3 protein-coding genes are annotated in these 2,579 nt (G+C 45.9%); 2 read left to right on the forward strand and 1 reads right to left on the reverse strand.

Features of this window, described 5'->3' with window-relative positions; all coding sequences use genetic code 11:
• On the forward strand, positions 1-518 hold a 518-nt coding region (locus AB4653_RS07025; RefSeq protein ID WP_372103659.1), incomplete at its 5' end, for an Hpt domain-containing protein.
• A gap of 76 nt (positions 519-594) precedes the next feature.
• Entirely contained in the window at positions 595-1,773 is a 1,179-nt protein-coding gene (locus AB4653_RS07030; protein ID WP_102257907.1) for a chemotaxis protein, read from the forward strand.
• A 96-nt stretch (positions 1,774-1,869) separates the two neighbouring features.
• Here the strand turns inward: AB4653_RS07030 and AB4653_RS07035 are convergent.
• Positions 1,870-2,579: Na+/H+ antiporter NhaC family protein (locus tag AB4653_RS07035; protein ID WP_372103662.1), on the reverse strand; the 710-nt coding region annotated here is incomplete at its 5' end.

The following is a 2,579-nucleotide window of genomic DNA, read 5'->3' on the forward strand; positions in this document are numbered from 1 at the left end:
TCCAACCACAGCAGAGTGTTTGTACGACAAGCCCGCAAGCTATTTCACAAGAACCGATTTTGCAAGAACCTATTCCACAAGTTCCGGTTCAGCAAAACTCTATTCAGCAACCCCCAACTCAGCGAACACCAGAACAAGTGCAAGAGCCAGAGAAGCACATTGCCAGTGTGACGGATTCAAAGCCAGCGATTGATATTGAAGAGATGCTAGAGACTCTTGATGGCGATACCGAGTCTGTTGAATTGTTGCTAGGGGTCTTTGTCGAAGATCACGCAGATGACTATACCAGATTCAAATCTCTGCTCACCAAGGATGAAACCTCTGCTGCTCGCATTGTGCACAGCTTAAAAGGTGTGGCTGGCAGCATCAAAGCGTCTCGGTTAGCGATCATTGCAGCGACTATTGAAATGACAATGAAGCAGTCCAGAGCCATCAGCGAGCACGATTTAGCCGAACTAGAGCTAGCGATAAAAGCCTCTGTAGATTCTGCTCATGACTATTTAAATACCCAACGTTAACTTTTACAGGTTTTTTGACAATACTCTGACGAAGCGCTCATACAATCCGCGCCCTTAGTCTTTGTCAGAGGTTTATATGTCACGAGTTTCGAGTCGAAATTGGATCGTGTTAGGGCTTAGCATTGTGCTAAGTGGTTGTTCTCTTTTGGAAGTTAAGCTAGATAGTCAAACGACGCCTCTTACTCAGCAAGAGTTACAGGCTCGGATCATGACGCGTGAATACGCCAAGATGTTTTTTACACGAGTAGAAGACTCGGCCGATCTCATTGCGCAATCTTACCCTGCTGATGACACCTTACATCAATCTTATGTGTTGCTTTGGAAGATCCATGCTGAGCAGGGCTTACAACAAGCAGCGTACCAAACCTCCCCAATGTCAGCATTAATTGACTCATGGGTTTTCACAGCCCAAATGAATCAGTTTTATAGCCAAGGCGATGGTGCGGATCTGTTCGTGACGGATAATGCGGTAGAGACTGCTCGTTCTCTTGACCAAGAAGCTGAGAAGCTAGCAAAGGGTGTATTGAGCTCAAGTGATTTCAAAAAGAGCAAAGCATTCGTCGCAGAGTTCGCCGCGAGCAATCCTTTTAAAGATCTTACCTTCAGAAGCACACCCGCTTACCGTGAATGGCTAAGTTACCTTGGTAAAGACGAATCTCAAATCGTTCAAAGCCTAGGTACCATGCCGGAGGCGATGGGCGATGCATCAGACCGCTTAAGCCTAATGGCTGACCAAACACCGAAATTGATGACGTGGAAAGCTGAGTTGGTGGCGATGAATAGCTCGCTAACGGGTGAAGACCTATCGATGACGCTGGAAAGCCTTCGTCAAACATCAGCAAGCATGCAGGACTTCATTGAGAATAACCCTGAGTACATGCAAACACTGGCTTCTATTATGTCGACAGAAATGCAGCCTCTGCTCAACGACCTAAGTGATAAGACAGATCAAAAATTGGCGATGCTCACTGAAGAACGTGTAGCCTTAGAAAAAATGGTGACACGAGAGAGAGAAGCTCTGGTCGCGATGATTGCGAAAGAGCGTATTGAAATTGCAGGCATTGTGACTTCTGAAAGGGAACTGTTTACACAAGATCTTGATCGCGTCTCTCAAGAGGTGGTGGTACTCGCTATTGATAAACTGATGGACTTAATCAAAGGTGTGATTATTTACTTCATCCTGTTTATCTTGGTGGTGTTCTTTGCACCGTTAGGCATCGGTTATTGGTTGGGTAAACGAACCGCCAACAAATAAATTCAGTAATTAAGTAGATCAAAAAAGAGCGCTCTAGAGCGCTCTTTTGGCATTTATATCATCAACATTTTTGTGCTTAAGCACTAAAGCCTTAGCTTAAGCTTGTTGCTTGCTCAGTTCAGCGGCTTCTTCAGTTTCAAGCGCTGGTGCTGTTGGTTCACATTTATCAACGAACCAACCCATGTAAGACGTTACGATAGTCACGAGGATACAGATGAAGCTCAACCACATGAACGGAGCGTAAGAGAGCGTTGCGACACCAAGAATACTCGCCATGTAGATACCGTTATCACTCCAAGGAACCATGCCTGAGGTTAACGTGCCACCAAACTCAGCATTACGAGATAGGTTCTTACGTTTGTAGCCCAAACGGTCGTAGTTCTTCGCACAGATTTTTGGCGTAAGGATTAACGATACGTACATCGCAGAACCGAACACGTTACCCATGAAAGCCGTGCCGATCGTGCTTGTTGCTAGAGAGCCTGCGCTATTTACTCGGCGCTCGAACACCTTAGCAATCGTCTCTAATACGCCCACTTTATCCAGTAAGCCACCAAAACCTAAACCAAACACAATTACCGCTACCGAACCAAGCATTGAAGACATGCCGCCACGGTTAAGAATCGAGTCAATAAACTCTACGCCAGAGGAGATAGAGAACGGTGCCCAAGCAGTATTGAATGCCGTTAGGAAATCGATATCTTGGATCATGACTGCCCAGATAATACCTAGCAGAGAACCGAAGCTGATTACCGGGAATGAAGGCATGCGGAAAGCCAACAGACCAAGCACGATCAGTACTGGGA

Origin of the sequence: Vibrio sp. 10N.222.48.A3 (assembly GCF_041475345.1) — a bacterium.
In the GTDB taxonomy this organism is placed as follows: Bacteria; Pseudomonadota; Gammaproteobacteria; order Enterobacterales; family Vibrionaceae; genus Vibrio; species Vibrio tasmaniensis_A.

Coding starts and splice junctions, on each gene's coding strand:
- AB4653_RS07030 (WP_102257907.1), top strand. CDS start 595: ATGTCACGAGTTTCGAGTCGAAATTGGATCGTGTTAGGGCTTAGCATT.